Annotated in this window: 18 protein-coding genes and 1 pseudogene; 7 read left to right on the forward strand and 12 right to left on the reverse strand. The window is 56.2% G+C overall.

Translation table 11 applies throughout. The annotated features are described in order from the left end of the window. Positions 1 to 351: 351 nt before the first annotated feature. From HDF10_RS20145 to HDF10_RS20155, 3 genes are read right to left on the reverse strand one after another with little or no spacing between them, the layout of a single operon-like run. Positions 352 to 2,658 carry a xanthine dehydrogenase family protein molybdopterin-binding subunit gene (locus HDF10_RS20145; protein WP_183816714.1) on the reverse strand — a complete coding sequence of 769 codons (2,307 nt, stop codon included), beginning with the start codon at positions 2,656 to 2,658 and terminating at the stop codon, positions 352 to 354. Further along, a complete protein-coding gene (locus tag HDF10_RS20150; protein ID WP_183816716.1) occupies positions 2,655 to 3,641 on the reverse strand; it encodes an FAD binding domain-containing protein in 987 nt (328 codons plus the stop codon). The genes HDF10_RS20145 and HDF10_RS20150 overlap by 4 nt, the downstream gene beginning before the upstream one ends. Beyond that, on the reverse strand, positions 3,638 to 4,141 hold the full coding sequence (locus HDF10_RS20155; protein ID WP_183816718.1) for a 2Fe-2S iron-sulfur cluster-binding protein: 504 nt from the start codon (positions 4,139 to 4,141) through the stop codon (positions 3,638 to 3,640). The genes HDF10_RS20150 and HDF10_RS20155 overlap by 4 nt, the downstream gene beginning before the upstream one ends. A gap of 3 nt (positions 4,142 to 4,144) precedes the next feature. On the opposite strand from HDF10_RS20155, the gene HDF10_RS20160 reads away from it, so the two are divergent. Continuing rightward, the gene (locus tag HDF10_RS20160; RefSeq protein ID WP_183816720.1) at positions 4,145 to 4,288 is read left to right on the forward strand and encodes a hypothetical protein; all 144 of its coding nucleotides are present in this window, start codon (positions 4,145 to 4,147) and stop codon (positions 4,286 to 4,288) included. A 244-nt stretch (positions 4,289 to 4,532) separates the two neighbouring features. On the opposite strand, the gene HDF10_RS20165 is transcribed toward HDF10_RS20160, so the two are convergent. Next, complete coding sequence (locus HDF10_RS20165) at positions 4,533 to 5,489, reverse strand: LysR family transcriptional regulator (RefSeq protein ID WP_183816722.1); 957 nt, start codon at positions 5,487 to 5,489, stop codon at positions 4,533 to 4,535. Between the two features lie 304 nt (positions 5,490 to 5,793). On the opposite strand from HDF10_RS20165, the gene HDF10_RS20170 reads away from it, so the two are divergent. From HDF10_RS20170 to HDF10_RS20180, 3 genes are all read left to right on the forward strand, one after another. Beyond that, positions 5,794 to 6,657 (forward strand): SDR family oxidoreductase, encoded by an 864-nt coding sequence (locus tag HDF10_RS20170; RefSeq protein WP_183816724.1) that lies wholly within the window; start codon positions 5,794 to 5,796, stop codon positions 6,655 to 6,657. Between the two features lie 177 nt (positions 6,658 to 6,834). Then, on the forward strand, positions 6,835 to 7,335 hold the full coding sequence (locus HDF10_RS20175) for an SDR family NAD(P)-dependent oxidoreductase (protein ID WP_260178046.1): 501 nt from the start codon (positions 6,835 to 6,837) through the stop codon (positions 7,333 to 7,335). A 205-nt stretch (positions 7,336 to 7,540) separates the two neighbouring features. Continuing rightward, positions 7,541 to 8,380, forward strand: a complete 840-nt coding sequence (locus tag HDF10_RS20180; RefSeq protein WP_183816728.1) for an isochorismatase family protein — start codon at positions 7,541 to 7,543, stop codon at positions 8,378 to 8,380. A gap of 44 nt (positions 8,381 to 8,424) precedes the next feature. Here the strand turns inward: HDF10_RS20180 and HDF10_RS21520 are convergent. After that, positions 8,425 to 8,571, reverse strand: a pseudogene (locus HDF10_RS21520) (cupin domain-containing protein); the annotation flags it as partial. Between HDF10_RS21520 and HDF10_RS21525 the strand changes: the two are divergent. Further along, positions 8,570 to 8,824, forward strand: a complete 255-nt coding sequence (locus tag HDF10_RS21525; RefSeq protein WP_406706873.1) for a helix-turn-helix domain-containing protein — start codon at positions 8,570 to 8,572, stop codon at positions 8,822 to 8,824. The pseudogene HDF10_RS21520 and the gene HDF10_RS21525 overlap by 2 nt on opposite strands. A 90-nt stretch (positions 8,825 to 8,914) precedes the next feature. On the opposite strand, the gene HDF10_RS20195 is transcribed toward HDF10_RS21525, so the two are convergent. Together HDF10_RS20195 and HDF10_RS20200 are read right to left on the reverse strand one after the other, a co-directional pair. Then, the gene (locus HDF10_RS20195) at positions 8,915 to 9,505 is read right to left on the reverse strand and encodes a nitroreductase family protein (protein ID WP_183816730.1); all 591 of its coding nucleotides are present in this window, start codon (positions 9,503 to 9,505) and stop codon (positions 8,915 to 8,917) included. 40 nt (positions 9,506 to 9,545) lie between these two features. Beyond that, complete coding sequence (locus HDF10_RS20200; protein ID WP_183816732.1) at positions 9,546 to 9,968, reverse strand: DUF6640 family protein; 423 nt, start codon at positions 9,966 to 9,968, stop codon at positions 9,546 to 9,548. Positions 9,969 to 10,109: 141 nt separating this feature from the next. On the opposite strand from HDF10_RS20200, the gene HDF10_RS20205 reads away from it, so the two are divergent. After that, entirely contained in the window at positions 10,110 to 11,078 is a 969-nt protein-coding gene (locus HDF10_RS20205; protein WP_183816734.1) for an SDR family NAD(P)-dependent oxidoreductase, read from the forward strand. Continuing rightward, complete coding sequence (locus tag HDF10_RS20210; RefSeq protein ID WP_183816736.1) at positions 11,015 to 11,647, forward strand: TetR/AcrR family transcriptional regulator; 633 nt, start codon at positions 11,015 to 11,017, stop codon at positions 11,645 to 11,647. The genes HDF10_RS20205 and HDF10_RS20210 overlap by 64 nt, the downstream gene beginning before the upstream one ends. A 57-nt stretch (positions 11,648 to 11,704) precedes the next feature. Here the strand turns inward: HDF10_RS20210 and HDF10_RS20215 are convergent, their stop codons facing one another. The 5 genes from HDF10_RS20215 to HDF10_RS20235 all read right to left on the reverse strand — a co-directional run bounded on the left by HDF10_RS20215 (position 11,705) and on the right by HDF10_RS20235 (position 14,628). Next, the gene (locus HDF10_RS20215; RefSeq protein ID WP_183816738.1) at positions 11,705 to 11,947 is read right to left on the reverse strand and encodes a hypothetical protein; all 243 of its coding nucleotides are present in this window, start codon (positions 11,945 to 11,947) and stop codon (positions 11,705 to 11,707) included. Positions 11,948 to 12,113: 166 nt separating this feature from the next. After that, a complete protein-coding gene (locus HDF10_RS20220) occupies positions 12,114 to 12,305 on the reverse strand; it encodes a hypothetical protein (protein WP_183816740.1) in 192 nt (63 codons plus the stop codon). 12 nt (positions 12,306 to 12,317) lie between these two features. Continuing rightward, a complete protein-coding gene (locus HDF10_RS20225; protein WP_183816742.1) occupies positions 12,318 to 12,734 on the reverse strand; it encodes a hypothetical protein in 417 nt (138 codons plus the stop codon). Positions 12,735 to 12,906: 172 nt separating this feature from the next. After that, entirely contained in the window at positions 12,907 to 13,959 is a 1,053-nt protein-coding gene (locus HDF10_RS20230) for an inorganic phosphate transporter (protein WP_183816744.1), read from the reverse strand. A 9-nt stretch (positions 13,960 to 13,968) separates the two neighbouring features. Beyond that, a complete protein-coding gene (locus HDF10_RS20235) occupies positions 13,969 to 14,628 on the reverse strand; it encodes a DUF47 domain-containing protein (protein ID WP_183816746.1) in 660 nt (219 codons plus the stop codon). Positions 14,629 to 14,716 lie beyond the last annotated feature (88 nt).

Raw genomic sequence — 14,716 nt, forward strand, 5'->3', positions numbered from 1 at the left:
ACCAAGAGCAACAACAAAAAGCAGAATCCCTATGAAGGAAAAACAAAGAACAATCCCTTGACACTAGTGACCTGCTCATAGAAAGTCGGCTTATCTTCAATCATCCGGCGACAGAATAGCGGTCGGGCGAGTTTCGTAACGGCCTTCCCCCTCCTGCACCTTCCCCTTACGGCTGCGGCGCGAAAGTGGCGAGAAGTGCGCTTGTGGGACTCATCTCTCCAGTTCACAAGAAGACGAGAACGCACCTATTAGAGTCGTCCCCGTGTCGTTTCATCTTGGAGAGCGAAGAGCTCGACGAGCGTCCTCACGCTCTTTCTGACGGAACGGTCGAAATTGTAAGGCCTCAAACTTCTACATCATCTTGTCGAGGGTAATTGGTAGGTCTCGCACCCGTTTTCCTGTGGCGTTGAAGATAGCGTTTGCAACCGCCGCTCCGACGCCTGTAATTCCAATTTCTCCCACCCCGTGTGCCCCCATCGGGGCATGCGCGTCCGGGATGTCAGTCCAAATGACATCAATCTCGGGAACGTCCATCTGTACCGGCACATGGTACTCCGCGAGGCTGGGGTTCATCACACGCCCGTTGCGTTCATCGAACTGTGTTTCCTCCATGAGCGCGAGACCTAGACCCATGATGATACCGCCGCGGAACTGGCTTGCCGCCGTTTTCGGGTTGAGAATGCGGCCGCAGTCGAAATAGCCGAGAAAACGAGTTACCCTAGTTTCCCCGGTGACGGCGTTCACACGAACCTCGCAGAACATCGCCCCATGCGAGTGCATGGACCAATGTGTGAACTCTAGCGGCGGTGGAGCGGTTGCTTCAGCCGTTATCTCATCGCGTCCTATTCTCGCCATCATGGACACATAGCTTTCGCGACGCCCCAGTTCGTCAGCCTTGCACAGGTAACCGTCGCGACCGGTCACTTCGTCCGCATCAAGCCCAGCAAGTGGAGAGTCTTTGCCTGCAAGTTTGAGCAATTCAGTTATCAGCTCTCTATGCGCAGCGATTACCGAAGCTCCAATCGAAGCAGTTTGCTGCGATCCGCCCGCAAGGACAACACCGGGAAAGTGCGAGTCTCCGTAATTTACGGTCACACATTCCATTCCAAGGCCAAGTCGGTCGGCAGTGACCATTGTCTGCGTGGTCGCCGTGCCCATACCCATCTCGTGTGCGGCTATCTCGACGGTAGCCCGTCCATCCTTCGTCAAGGTGATGCGCGCCGCGCCCCCGGGCATCCGGTAGTAGGGATAGGTAGCCGTCGCACATCCCATGCCGAGGAGCCACTCACCCTCGCGGTGAGTGCCCGGCTTTGCTTTGCGCGCTGCCCAGCCAAACCGCTCCGCCCCGGCCTTATACGCTTCCACAATGTGGCGTGAGGAGAAGGGTACTCCGGAGGTCGGGTCCTTCTCCGGCTCGTTGCGGATTCTGAGCTCGATCGGATCCATGCCGAGGCTTTCTGCAAGTTCATCAACGGCACTTTCCAAAGCGAAGGTGCCAACCGCCTCACCCGGAGCACGCATGAAGGTGTTTGCGAGCATGTCCATCTTGGCTGCTTCTACGGCAAGTTTGAAGCTTCCCGACTTGTAGGCTGACATCGCCGGAAGGATGAACGGCTCGGGCATATTGTTATGCCGACCCATTGCCACCATGCCTGTCTGGATGAGCGCGTCGAAGCTGCCATCTGCCTGTGCTCCGATAGCAACACGTTGTTCGGTGAGCGTGCGACCACCAACGATCCGATAAACGCCCTCGCGTGAGAGCATAATGCGGACGGGTCTCCCGGCCACTTTGGAGGCTGCGGCCGCCAAGATCTGATGTTGCCAGAGCGCCTTGCTTCCGAAACCCCCACCCACATAAGGAGACGTGACATGAACCTGCGCTTCCTCAAGGCCAAAGACCTGCGCGAGTGACCAGGCGCCGTGGGCGACACCTTGTGAGGCGTCGTGCACTCTTAGATTGTCACCATCCCATCCAACGGTTGCCGCGTGCAGTTCGATGGCGTTATGACTGTGGCGCGGAGTCCTATAGACCACATCAACTTTATGCGGAGCGGCAGCCAACGACGCCTCAGCATCCCCGATTTCCAGTAGCAGCGGCTGTCCTTGAAAGACTCCTTGCTCGGCGTTGGCCTTCGCGTCTTCAAACACGGTCACAGATGGCTCCGTCTCATAAGTGACTCGTATCAGCGATTTCGCGTAGTCGGCCTGTTCTTGCGCTTCGGCGAGTACGAGGGAAATGGGCTGACCATTCCAGTGGATTTCTTCATCCTGCATGATGGGCAGATCATCGCCGCCGGCGGCTTTATCGCTGGACATAAAAAGGGGCGCCGGCTTCATCCGAGGTGCATTGCGATACGTCATCACCAACACGACACCGGGTGCGGCTTCCGCTGCTGCACTATCAAGCTCCTTGATTCGACCCTTGGCTACCGTGCTGTATTTGAGCGCCGCATAAACCATATTCTCCATGGGAAACTCAGCCGCAAATCGAGCTGTACCGCTGACCTTCTGCGGTCCGTCCAGCCGCGACACCGGTTTACCGATGAGCCCGTGCTTCTGGCGGATGAGCGGGTCAGGCGTGCCGCCGGGCATCCATCCATCCGGAGCGGCTTGAACGGCCTTCTTCATCACCGCCTGCGCGGCGTCCTTGATGCTCATGAAAGATCTCCCGCCAGCTCTGCCAACACCGCTACAATCGTGCGTTTGGCGAGTTCTATTTTGAATCCGTTATGGGTCAGGGGCTTCGCATCTGCAAGCTCCTGATCCGCTGCGGCGCGGAAGTTCTCGTCCGTCGCAGGCTGTCCCGTCAGCGCGGCCTCGAGCTTCAAGGCACGCCAGGGCTTATGAGCAACCCCACCCAGCGCGAGCCTTACATCCTTCACGACCCCGCTATCGATTTCTATCGCGGCTGCAACCGAGATCAGGGCGAACGCGTAACTCGCGCGGTCACGAACCTTGCGGTATACCGAGTGTCGCGCGAAAGGCAAAGCCGGTATCTCAACTGCGATGATTAGTTCGCCCGGCCTCAGCGTTGTTTCCACCTCCGGATTCTCGCCCGGCAGTACATGCAACTCAGCGAAGTCGATCGTTCGCTGCCCGTCTGAGCCTGTGATGTGCACCAGCGCGCCGAGCGCCGCGAGGGCAACGCACATATCCGACGGATGAGTGGCCACACAGGCGGACGACGCTCCCAGAATGGCGTGAATGCGGTTAAACCCCTGGATAGCGTCGCAACCCTGCCCCGGAACACGTTTATTGCACCGTGATCCTTCGTCATCGTAGAAGTACGGGCAGCGCGTGCGCTGCAGGAGGTTCCCGCCTACCGTGGCCATGTTTCGGATCTGCCCGGAGGCGCCGGCCAGGATGGCCCGAGCCAGCAGCGGGTAGCGCGTCCGTACAGCTTTATTTTCAGCAACCGCCGTGTTCTTGGCTGCCGCTCCGATTAGTATGCTTCCGTCTTCTCGCTCAGTGATCGCGCTCGAAAGACCGGTAACATCGACCAGCGCGGAAGGACGCTCTAGCGTCTCCCGCATCAGATCAACGAGATTGGTGCCGCCTCCGAGGTATTTCGCATTGACTGCGGCGCCCTGTCGGACTGCGTCTGCGGAGTCGACCGCCCGGGCATAAGTGAAACTGTTCATTTTATGGTCTCCGCAAATTCTGTGATCGCATCGACAATCCCGTTGTACGCGCCGCAGCGGCATAGATTGCCGCTCATTCGCTCGCAAAGTTCATCTCGCGTGAGCGTGATGGAACCGCCTGCCAAGTCACCGGTCACGTTGCTCGGCAGGCCGCGTTTTACTTCCCCCAGCATGCCCACGGCTGAGCAAATCTGCCCTGGAGTACAGTAGCCGCACTGAAAACCGTCATGCTCAATGAACGCCCGCTGGATTGGGTGCAGCATGCCCTCGGTGGACAACCCCTCGATCGTAGTCACCGAGCGGCCTTCATACTGAACCGCTAGTGCCAGGCAGGAAAGGATGCGTTCCCCGTCCACCAGCACCGTGCATGCCCCACACGCGCCCTGGTTACATCCCTTCTTGGTGCCAACCATATCCAGGTGGTCACGAAGGAGGTCGAGGAGGGACACACGCGTGTCGCTCGGCAGATCGATGGATGATCCGTTGACGTTTATCGACATGCGATGATCCTCGGCATCTTCAAAACCAGTTGTAAAGAATGTAAGACGCAAAAAATGGAACTGGCGGCGTCGCCGATTGATCGAATTATGGGCCTTCCGGCGCAGGCCGCCGCCGGCCAGGAGGCGCAAACGATGAAGCGTGCCTAGCCGATATCTCAGGCGAAGAGGCCCGCGACCGCGTCGTTTTCCATATTTTCAGGTCCGACGCGACGGTCGGTTAGCGCGGATGGATTGTGCGCTTGGCAAATCGCCAATGCTCCTCGACATCTGATCGGTAACGAGAAGTCGGCTTGCGTTGACCGGCTCGGAGTTGCGCATGGTTATGTCCTGCGAGACCAAATCAGTAGGAATCGACCTTCAATCGTTAGCTGTCATGCTTGGGCCCACCTGCTCAGGGCCCAGACGTTGGAGAAAGCGTCGGGTCTGTGAAGTATTCCTTTGCTCGACCATCCATTATTCGCGGGTCGCGGTCCGTTCCGATGTACTCAGCGAGAAAGTCAAGAAGCCCTTCCACTTTTGGCGTGAGACGCGATGAACCTGAAAAAAGCGCGCACAATGTGATTGGTTCCGGCTTCCACTGCGGAAGAATCGGGACAAGCCTACTTCGATTGTTCGGGTGCTTTGCCATCCACAGCGGCAGGACAGTAATGCCCAGACCGTCCAAAGCGAACGCTAAATTGATGCCTGGGTCACTTGTCACGAGGTGAAACGCAATATTTGGACTGAACTGTTTCGATCCGCGGGACAGCTTCCAAACTCCGGACCCCGCACAATGATGGACGATGAGTTCGTCGGGTTTGGCAGGACTTCCGGCCGCATTCACGTAGGCCGGACTCGCGAAGAGGCCCCGGGCAGTCCCGGGATAGTTCCTGACTTTCCGCACGGAGTCCTTCGGCGCCCTAAGTTTGAAGAACACGTCCACATCTTCACTTGGTTCCTGATCCCAGCCGAACGAATACGGCTCAATTTCGATCTTTAGAGACGGAAAGCGGGTGATGAAATCCTTGAGCAGCGGCGCGACAATTTCGCGGGCCATCGTCACCGGGCACGCGATCTTGATTGTGCCACTTGGATCGGAGCGGCGGGCCTCTAAGAACTCCCCCCCGTCGGTAAGAGTGCGCAAAGCACGTCGACAGGAGAGAAGATACTCCCTTCCCGCGTCCGTTAAGATCAATCCTTTGGGACCCCTCTGGGCAAGAAGAACGCCTAAGTGTCTTTCAAGACGCGTGAGGGACCTGCTCACCGTCGACGCGGGCTGATTCAGCGTCTTCCCAGCAGCACTCAGCGTTCCTGCTTGCGCGGCAATGACGAAAGTCCGGACGTCGTTGAGGTCAACATGTTGCGTCATGATGTGTCCCGACAGGTACTGATATAAGCGGCGCTTTTTTCCTCAACGGTCACAAGCGTTCAAAGTCTACAGGTGCGGCGCAGCAGTTTCTGTATCAAAGAGAACATGCTGTCATTATCGGTCTTCCCTTGCGCCAGCGCAAAGCTCCTTTGCGTGCATCGGGGCTCCAAGTGTTCCACGTTATCGCATCTGTTCTATAGACGACAGCCAACGAGATGCTGGCACCTGATCTCAAGCGTGCGATTTCACAAGAACACTTGGAGCACCAATCGGAAGTAGGTCATCCGAGAATAGCGAAGAAGACATGAAAGTTTTAGTTACCGGAGCAACGGGAAATGTGGGTTCTGTGGTGGTTGCGGAACTCTTGAAGCGCGGTGCAGAAGTCCGTGCGTTGATTCGTAAACCCGACGCCGCTCATAAGCTGCCACCGAGCGTTGAGGTGGCAATCGGCGATTTGCTCGATCCCGTTTCGACAGAAGAAGCGATGAAAGGAGTCGATAAGCTCTTCCTGTTGAATGCTGTCGTCGCGGATGAGTTGACGCAGGCATTGATCGCATATGGCATCGCGAAACGGATTGGCTTGAAGCATGTGACCTATCTGTCTGTTTTCAAAGTGCAGGAGTTCCGCGACGTACCTCACTTCGCGTCTAAGCTTGCAGTCGAGGGTGCGTTGCGTGAATTCGGTGTGCCGTACCCCATTCTGCGTCCCGGTTATTACATGCAGAACGATATTAGCTTGAAGGACGCTCTGACTGGACCTGGCCTCTACCCGATGCCGCTAGGCACCGCCGGTATCGCCGCGGCAGACATGAGGGACATCGCGGAGGCTGCTGCCATCTCGCTCACAGAAGAGGGGCATGAAGAACAGACCTACGACATCGTGGCATCTTCGCTTATCAGTGGTCCGGGAAACGCGGCACTATGGAGCAAATTGCTCGGCAAAGAGATCAAGTACAAGGGGCACGATTTCGACCAGTGGGAAAAGGGCATGCGAGCACGAATGCCGAGTTGGAGTGCTTTCGATCTCCGCATGATGCTCCAAGGCTACTTCGATCGAGGGTTCGCCTCGACCGAGACGGAAGTTGCGCGTCTGACGAGACTGATTGGCCATACGCCGCGCAGCTATGAGGCGTTCGCGGCTGAGACCGCACAGACGTGGAAGTCATGACCCGAAGCAGCGGGTGGTGTCGCACAACTCCATATCTGGGGAGGAATGACGGATGTGTTTCCTTCCGACGTCGCACTGCAGGCGGCTAAAGATTGCGCTGGATGAGATCGGCGTCTTCCTATGGCAGCACTTCCATTTCTCAAATTGATTATCCATGGACGACGAGCGGGGTTGACGATGCAACAGGGACGAGTTGTGGTGGTCACGGGAGCTGGCGGAGGCATCGGCAGCAGGATAGTCGATCGATTTCTAGCCAACGGCGATCGGCCGATCGGTCTGGATAGGGCAGAAACCTCATTGAAAGAACTTGGCGCCACCCGAAAGGCGGGAGATCAGCTTTCGACATCATGCGTAGATGTGACCGACGCGGACGCTGTCGCTGCCTTCGCGAGGCAGGTGCAGCAGACCTATGGGCACGTTGACGTGCTCGTCAACTGCGCTGGGTTCTATCCCGTGGTCCCGTTCGAGCAGATGACGCCGACGCAGTGGCAGGAGGTCATCGCAATCAATTTGACCGGAGCCTTCCAGATGACGCACACGTTACTGCCGTTAATGAAGGGCCGTGGTTGGGGACGGATTGTAAACATCGGTTCTGGCGGCCTTGATGAGCGAAGTTCTTGGGAAGCCGGTGAAGCCAATCAAGATCGAGCTTCCTGCAAAATCGAACGTGCCTCCTAAGCTCACGCGGATGTTCGATTGGTACGACAAGCATGCTCTGCTCGGCAACAGCACAACACTTAGAGCGATCCTCGGGCGCGAACCGCGCACCTTGCGATCTTTCTTGGAAGAACTCAACGCACAGGAATAACCAAACCGAAAGTCCCTTCTGTAATTTCGTCCAAGGAGCTATCCCATGTCTAATACACCGAAGCAAAAATTTGAGATGCGCGGACAGTTCACGCCCGAAAATTCCGCTCTTGTCCTCGTCGATTACCAGGTTGGCACCTTGCAGTTGATCCGATCTTCAAGTTCAGACGTGTCACTGCGGAATGCAGTCATGCTGGCAACCGCTGCAACTAAGCTCAAGATGCCCATCGTGATGACATCAAGTCAGGAGGATCACATCCAAGGGCCAATCTCGCCCGCGCTTCAGAGTGCCGCCCCGGACGCATACAAGCACCGCGTCAAGAGAGTCGGCATCGTGAATGCCTGGGCCGATCCGAACTTCAGCGGAGCGATGGAGGCAACCGGGCGCAAGAACCTCATTATGGGAGGCGTTACGACCGACATCTGCCTCGTGTTCCCAAGCATCAGTGCCGTCCAGCTCGGCTATAACGTCCAAGCGATTCTCGATGCCTCCGGTAGCTCGTGGGGAATTCAGGAAGAAGTGACTCGCCAGCGCATGCAACAAGCAGGCGTCGTGCTGACCACGACCAACACAGCGATTGCTGAATTAGTGCAGGACTGGGCTTCACCTGCGGGCAGCGAGTTGATCAAGTTACTCGTCGGCTCAGCGCCAATGATGCAACCGGCAGGCGCATCCTCGATCTTGATCCCGTATGGTTTGAGCGTGTTGACGTTGCTGGGATGGGTGACCATATTTTCTTTGGTCGGAGGGTCCGCGAACGGAAGCGCAATCCCGGGGATTTGGCCGAACTCACGTGAGCACTCTTCTACCATCCACCGAGGTGGCATAGGGGCCGATCCGGGAACGGGTGGTTTACGCTCCGCTGCTGGCGTTGCCAGACTCATCAACAACATCTCGAAACCGCCTGGAGTATAGAAGTTGAGGAGGCGTGAGTTGGGGGCGTCCACAGTGAAGCTGTGCTCCACCATGCGTGGAACGTAAACCAGAGTGCCTGGACCAGCCTTGACCGTCTCCCCGCCGGCATTGAACGTGCAATGACCTTCGAGAATGTAAAGCCCCTCGTCGGAGGGGTGGCTATGGGTAGGAGCCCTGTGTGGAGTTAGTATTTATCACTTCGCCAGATCCTTCAGCGCTCAACTTGGATGTGCGCCATTCGAGTATCAACTAGCCTTGCGCCTGGAGAAAGCCAGGGAGCTGCTTCGCGAGTCGGATCTAGCCATCGAGGCAGTCGGCATTGCCGTCGGTATCGAGAGCGCAAGCAACTTCGCTAGGCTGTTTCGACGGACGGTCGGTGTGAGCCCCAGCGAGTATCGAAGATTGCACTCAGGGGGTACGCACGCAAGAGCGCGCAAGCAATGAGAAACCCGGAAATTTATACCGCCTCAGGGCCACAGAACCAGCTAGGTGAGCGATACCGTCAAGTTCATTGAGACGGTCGTAACGGAACGTCTATTGCGGGAATCCACCTTCAAAAGCTAGTTCTTCCAACGAGCGCCGGTCGCTGGGCAGGTCGCGCGCACGCAATTCCTCCGGCAGACCCGCTGGATCGGCTTTCCTACCAACCGCATAGACAGCTTCGACTTTATGACCTTTCGGAACGCTCAGGTCTTCAAAGGCACGGTCAGCGTCAAAGCCCACCATGCCGTGCACGTACCAGCCCATCAGCGAAGCTTGGAGGGCGAAATAGCCGGAGGCAGTCCCGGCATCGAACGAGTGGGTCGGGGACGGAACTTCGTTACCGCTTCGAGGGGACCGCATGGTCGACTTGGATACGAGAAAGACCAGTGCGGACGACTCTTTCGCCCAGGACTGATTGAAGAGCACAAGGAGGTTCAGGAGGCGCTCCCATGCGGGCGTATCGCGCAAGGCATAAATAAAGCGCCAAGGCTGAGAGTTATACGAAGAGGCCGCCCAGCGAGCCGCTTCCAACATGGTCAGAAGTTCTTCCTGGGTGATTGGCTCAACCGTGAAGGCTCTTGGCGACCAGCGATTGAGGAACATTTCGTGAATGCGATAGTCGGGCTTGCGCTGGTTCGTCATGGACTGTGGCCTCTTTCTTCAGCTTGTGTTCTTACCGTTTCTAGTGCTTCAAAAACGCATAACCGCAAGCCGCGATAAGAATCAGGCACACCAACAACCCCACAAAGAGTTGAGGATGCATCCCCAAGACTGACCCATTCTCTTTCGTAAACTCAGGGTCACTCCAACCGACACCCGGAAAGATGGGCGACAGCAGCATTGCCACAAAGTAGAGCGATGCTGCGACCGCGGCCAGAATGAAATGCAGAAATGTCAGCGGCCCCGTACCGAAGAGAAGAAATAGCGAGTAGAGACCCAACCCGATGCCCAGCAGCATCGTTTGGCCATTGTGGAACTTGGCATGGGGCGGCCACCGTGGATTGTGGATGTGCTGCTTTGCTGTAAACGGGATCACCGCGTCAGCAACATAGCCCCCGAAGTTAAACACAGCAATCAACGCGACAATCCATTTTGCGACTTCCATTGCGTCCCCTCTTTCAGGTAGCGGAGACTGGCATTGCGCATCACTTGCTGCAGCCGTGGTTGTAATGACGGTTCCCGCCTTTGGTTGACAATGTACACCTACCCTTGCTATGGTTGACAGTGTCAACCTAGGAGGTTAGATATGCCTACAGTCCTCATCACCGGCGGTCATGCCGGTATCGGCTTCGAATGCGCAAAGCAATTGGCGTCTCGTTCGCGCTGCGATCTGGTCCTCGCCGGGCGGAGCGTAGAGCGGATGGAGCCCGCGGCACAGCAACTCCGGACCAGCTACGGCGTGAAGGTCACGACGCTGAAGCTGGATACCTCGTCGCTGGTGTCGGTCAGAGAGGCCGCAGCGGAGTTCCGAACTCTGCTCGACAGCGGCAACGTCGCCCCGTTAGATACGCTCCTGTGCAATGCCGGCGGCAGACACAATGGGCCAACAACCTACAGCCCCGATGGCTACGAGACGACCTTCGCGACCAACTGTCTCGGCCATTTCCTGCTGGTCGAACTGCTTGTTGATCGTATGGCCGACGCCGGACGCATCGTGTTTACCGCAAGTGGAACGCATGATCCCGATACAATGGATGGAAAGATGGTTGGCAAAGCGGTTGAGCCGGACGCGATTGCCCTTGAGAACGATGGAAAAGATGGCAAGAAACCGCTGTCTGCGGGGGTCCGCTACTCTACCTCAAAGCTCTGCACCATGCTGTATGCGTATGAACTGCATCGCAGATTACGGCGCGCTGACGGCTCCATTGCATCCATTGCGTTCGACCCTGGATCCATCCCTGAGACGGGACTGCTGAGAACGATGCCCAAACCGGTGCAGTGGCTTGCGAAGACCGCCCTGATGAAAGGCCTCATGAAGCGCATAGGCGTAACGCAAGGCTCAGTCAGCTTCTCCGGCGCCTCGCTCGCACAGATTGCAGTCGATCCCATTTACGGAGACGCGTCCGGCAAGTATCTCCAGTCGAACGATGGTGCATTGAACGAGACGCGATCCTCTAAAATGTCCTATGACGAACAGAGAGCAGCCAAACTATGGAACGACTCCAAGACGCTCGTACGTTTGCAGCCAAGCGAAGAGTCAACTCAGCTGCGGTAACGACGGACAAGAAACTGATTCTTGCTGCTACCACGCTGCTCGATTCCGGTGGCGAGGACGCCGTAACGCTACGCGCGGTCGGCCATGCCTCGGGGATATCTCATAATGCTCCCTATAAGCATTTCAAGAGTCGGGATGCGTTGTTGGCTGCCGTCGCCACGGCCGACTTCGTGATGCTGACGAAAGCTTTTAACGCGGTCCGTCAGAGCTCCATAAAACCAGCCGGGAAGTTGATGAAAGCGCTGAATGTCGTGATCGACTTCAGCGTAAACCATCCGGCACGCTATAGGCTGCTTTTCAACGATCCAGCCATCGCCGCACAAAAGGGTGAACTTGAGAAGACTGCTCTAGCAGCTTTCGCCGAGTTCATTGTGATTGTCCAGGAGTGTCAGGCCGCGCAGGCATTGCCGGACATACCCGACGCCACTCTTGCCGGACTACTTTTTGCAACGATGCACGGTCTCATCGCTCTCCGGGAAAGTGGCAGAATGCACCCGGAAAAGGGACTTTCTGTCGTGCAAAGCAGCTTGAAAACGCTCGTTCATCTGTTGTCGCCTCAAAGGATCTGATGGAGTGTCCAAGACAAGTGAAACAGTCCCCGTTGCTACAAATCGGACACCGGCTTTTCATTTGTCCTGTGTTGCCTGCATGGCCGGGTACAACCGTTCAATTACTTTCGGCAGATAGTTCTTGATGAAATTCTTGGAATTCGCGCCTCGGAAAAAGTGTGCAGCTTTATCTTCCAACACCAGATGAGCGAGCCCATGAAGCGTAGACAAACCGCACAACATGTCGGCGGCATCGTCAAAGCTATCCGGGTCCACCTCGCCCCTGCCGCGGTATGCGAGAACTGCAAGGCTGAGCCGCATTCCTGGTCTACGGCTCACCGCAGCAAAGCGAGGATCGTCTCTGTCCACTAGATCGTTTCGAAACATGAGGCGGAAGTGACCTGCTTAGAGGTTAGGTCTTCGCCTCAGGAAACCGAACCGTCGAGAGAACGAATTCGCGAACCAGCAGGCTTGGAAAGAAACGTACTCAGGCAGTTTTGGCTTCAAGTTCGTCAGCCTTAGCAGCAGCTTTGCCGACAGGCTTCTTCTGGACGCCGTTAGCCATGCCCAGCGATACGGCTTTCTCTACCGCGTTCTCGGTTAGGCCCTTCTTCACGGCTTTCCGGACCGCCTTTTCGACCTTCTTCGCTGCCTTCTTCTTTGCCTTATCGTTCGCCATTTTCCCTCACAGTTATCGCCGTAGCCGGCCACTCTTCTTTATGGTTTTTATCGCAGTTTTCTTCACGGCTTTCTTTGCCGGAACCGTCTTTGCGGGCTTCTTCGCTATGGCTTTCTTCGCAGCCTTCCTGGCGGGTAACTTCTTAGCGGGAGCTTTCTTGGCCACAGCTTTTTTGACCACTACTTTCTTGGCGGCCTTCCTAGCAGGCATTTTCTGGACAAGTTTCTTGGCCACAGCCTTTTTCGCAGGTGTTGTTTTAGTAGTCTTTTTGATCGCGGCTTCCTTCGATGGTGTCTTCGTCGGGACCTCCGTAACGGTGGTCACGGCTGCACCCACTGCGGTTTTGACGGAGCCTGCCACATCTTCTGCCATCGCAATTACGTATCCAACCGCCTCTGCAGCCTTTTCCACTATCGTTTTTTCAGCCATTTTCAGAACCCTCAGTCATTGTGTTCGTACGCAGTTACGAATTGTAGAGGCATATCGACGTATGCGCACAAAAGCTTCGTTTCCTCCCCAAATTGTTGGCTTTTACGTGTCTGGCGGCTCCTTTGCTCCCCTCGCGTGACACTAAAAGCTCTCTTCGATCTGCTAGGGCTGTCTAATGAATGAAGGGCTGGATGGCAAAATGTGCGAGAGCGTATCCCGCCGCTCCGATTAGCGCCGCCCCAGGAAATGTGACGATCCACGCCACTACGATCTTCTCTCCCCAGATCCAGCGAACCGCATGCGGCCCGCGAGTGGCGCCCACTCCCAAAACCGCTCCCCCGATCGCGTGTGTCGTGGAGATAGGGACTTTCGCGATGGTAGCGAAACCAATTGTGGTGGCAGCTGCCATCTCAGCCGAGAATCCGCCGAGCGGCCGGAGATGCGGGGTTATCCGAGAGCCTATCGTCTTCACAATGCGCCAGCCCCCGGCCATAGTCCCGAGTGCCATCGCCGCGTGACAGCTCAAGATGATCCACCAGGCGATCTCGTGCTTCCCGGCCAGCCCCTGGAAACCATTATGGGTCGCTTTACCCCATTGTTCGTGACCAGCCGCGGCGAGTAAAGCCACAATGATGCCCATAGTCTTTTGTGCATCATTAGTTCCGTGACCGAGCGAGTAAAGACCTGCTGAAAGTAACTGCAGATGCCGAAAGCGCTTTTCGGTTTTGTCGCGATTCGAGTGTCGCGTAAGCCAACTGAGTCCAGTCATGATGCCCCACCCAAGGATCATGCCGATCACCGGAGATATGATCAAAAACACTATTACGGGAATCCAACCTTTGATTAGGATGGAGCTCCAACCCGCCTTCGCGATCGCAGCGCCCGCATACCCGCTAATAATGGCGTGCGACGAGCTTGTCGGCAGCGCCATTAGCCAAGTGATGATGTCCCAGACAATAGCTCCAATGAGGCCGCCGCAAATGACGTAGACATCTACCGCCTTTGGATCGATCAATTTGTTGCTGATAGTTTGCGCGACTCCTGTTCCGAAGAGAAAGGCCGCGACGAAATTGAAAAACGCAGCCCATAAGACCGCTTGAAGCGGCGAGAGGACCCGCGTGGTTACCACTGTCGCGACAGAGTTTGCGGCATCGTGAAATCCGTTGAAAAAGTCGAAGACAAGTGCAATCGCAACGAGGAGGAAGACAAAATAAAGCATTGGCATATGAGATCGTCACCCATTCTTGAGAAGCACCCGAGCCAGAGTCTCGGTCGCTTCTTCGCATCGTTCAATCGCGTCCTCGAGAAGATCGTGTAGCTCCTTTTTCTTTAGGACTTCGAGGGGATTAGGATCACCGGCGAATAACCCTCCTAGGAAGGTTTCGCGATCTCTCTTAACAAGTTCCATTGCTCCCGACACTGCGTCCAGGGAAGGCTCTAGATCCTTTAACTTTTTTTGCTTCCTTAGGCCGCAGATGATGGTATTCAGTTCATTAGCGATCCGCGAGAAGTTCTTCGCTTGGCTGGTTAATGTCGGGTGCAGGTCGTTGAGCTTGTAGAGGCGGAAACGCTGCGAAAGCTCTGAAACGCGATCGACAACGCCATACATTTCGGTGATCAAGCTTAGGATGTCCTCGCGATCAAGTGGCGTGATGAACGCCTGGTCGAGTCTAAGAATGGACTCCTTGAAGATTTTCCGGGCACCCAGCCGATCCTGTTCGATATTTGCCAATTGGCCATCGAAGTTTGGAAGTCTGGCCACGATCTCTTCGAACTGCTTCGCCGCGCTCACCACTCGCGAGGAGAGCTGCTCCAACTCGTCGTAGAATTTCTCATCCTTCGGAAGCAGATTGAACATGTTGACCACCTGAGCCCGTATGATGGTCGCAATCATTACAGTTGGATTAAAATGAGATCTAGGCACTACACGAACGGGGAGTTCTGTGGTCCATCGGGACTCGCGGGTAGCAGGAGGGTGCGCG

The sequence above is a fragment of the Tunturiibacter empetritectus genome, from assembly GCF_014201375.1.
In the GTDB taxonomy this organism is placed as follows: Bacteria; Acidobacteriota; Terriglobia; order Terriglobales; family Acidobacteriaceae; genus Edaphobacter; species Edaphobacter lichenicola_D.

Excerpts from the sequence above, each read along its gene's own strand:
- HDF10_RS20150 (WP_183816716.1), bottom strand. The coding sequence starts at position 3,641 with ATGAACAGTTTCACTTATGCCCGGGCGGTCGACTCCGCAGACGCAGTC.
- HDF10_RS20160 (WP_183816720.1), top strand. The coding sequence starts at position 4,145 with ATGATCCTCGGCATCTTCAAAACCAGTTGTAAAGAATGTAAGACGCAA.
- HDF10_RS20235 (WP_183816746.1), bottom strand. The coding sequence starts at position 14,628 with ATGATTGCGACCATCATACGGGCTCAGGTGGTCAACATGTTCAATCTG.
- HDF10_RS20200 (WP_183816732.1), bottom strand. The coding sequence starts at position 9,968 with ATGGAAGTCGCAAAATGGATTGTCGCGTTGATTGCTGTGTTTAACTTC.
- HDF10_RS20145 (WP_183816714.1), bottom strand. The coding sequence starts at position 2,658 with ATGAGCATCAAGGACGCCGCGCAGGCGGTGATGAAGAAGGCCGTTCAA.
- HDF10_RS20230 (WP_183816744.1), bottom strand. The coding sequence starts at position 13,959 with ATGCCAATGCTTTATTTTGTCTTCCTCCTCGTTGCGATTGCACTTGTC.
- HDF10_RS20205 (WP_183816734.1), top strand. The coding sequence starts at position 10,110 with ATGCCTACAGTCCTCATCACCGGCGGTCATGCCGGTATCGGCTTCGAA.
- HDF10_RS20175 (WP_260178046.1), top strand. The coding sequence starts at position 6,835 with ATGCAACAGGGACGAGTTGTGGTGGTCACGGGAGCTGGCGGAGGCATC.
- HDF10_RS20195 (WP_183816730.1), bottom strand. The coding sequence starts at position 9,505 with ATGACGAACCAGCGCAAGCCCGACTATCGCATTCACGAAATGTTCCTC.
- HDF10_RS20210 (WP_183816736.1), top strand. The coding sequence starts at position 11,015 with ATGGAACGACTCCAAGACGCTCGTACGTTTGCAGCCAAGCGAAGAGTC.
- HDF10_RS20225 (WP_183816742.1), bottom strand. The coding sequence starts at position 12,734 with ATGGCTGAAAAAACGATAGTGGAAAAGGCTGCAGAGGCGGTTGGATAC.
- HDF10_RS20155 (WP_183816718.1), bottom strand. The coding sequence starts at position 4,141 with ATGTCGATAAACGTCAACGGATCATCCATCGATCTGCCGAGCGACACG.
- HDF10_RS20215 (WP_183816738.1), bottom strand. The coding sequence starts at position 11,947 with ATGCGGCTCAGCCTTGCAGTTCTCGCATACCGCGGCAGGGGCGAGGTG.
- HDF10_RS20165 (WP_183816722.1), bottom strand. The coding sequence starts at position 5,489 with ATGACGCAACATGTTGACCTCAACGACGTCCGGACTTTCGTCATTGCC.
- HDF10_RS20170 (WP_183816724.1), top strand. The coding sequence starts at position 5,794 with ATGAAAGTTTTAGTTACCGGAGCAACGGGAAATGTGGGTTCTGTGGTG.
- HDF10_RS20220 (WP_183816740.1), bottom strand. The coding sequence starts at position 12,305 with ATGGCGAACGATAAGGCAAAGAAGAAGGCAGCGAAGAAGGTCGAAAAG.
- HDF10_RS20180 (WP_183816728.1), top strand. The coding sequence starts at position 7,541 with ATGCGCGGACAGTTCACGCCCGAAAATTCCGCTCTTGTCCTCGTCGAT.